This window comes from Thermus sp. FJN-A (assembly GCF_054655095.1).
This window is the reverse complement of record NZ_BAAHSC010000051.1, coordinates 1-316: the sequence shown is the minus strand read 5'-3', so window position 1 is coordinate 316 and position 316 is coordinate 1. Positions and strand designations below refer to the sequence as shown.

Below are 316 nucleotides of genomic sequence, written 5' to 3'. Positions count from 1 at the left end.
GCCCACCACAGGGCCGCCCGGAGCGCCGCGGGGCGGGGCACCGACCTCCACGCCTGGGCGGAGGCCCACTTCAAGGGGGAAAGGCCTCCCCTCCCCGAGGAGGAGCCCCTCCGGGGGATGGCCCGGCGCCTGGCGGACTGGTGGGACGGGAACGGGGGCAGGCTCCTGCGCTCCGAGGAGGCGGTCTTCCACCCGGAGCACCGCTACGCCGGGCGGGTGGACCTGGTGGCCCGCTTTGGGGACAGGCTCGTGGTGGTGGACCTGAAGACCTCCTCCCGGGTCTACCCGGAGCACCTCCTGCAGGTGGGGGCTTACG

At 75.0% G+C, this 316-nt stretch carries 1 protein-coding gene; it reads left to right on the top strand.

From position 1 onward, the window contains the following. Positions 1-316: PD-(D/E)XK nuclease family protein (locus ACYQ0J_RS00250; protein WP_460170230.1), on the top strand; the 316-nt coding region annotated here is incomplete at both ends.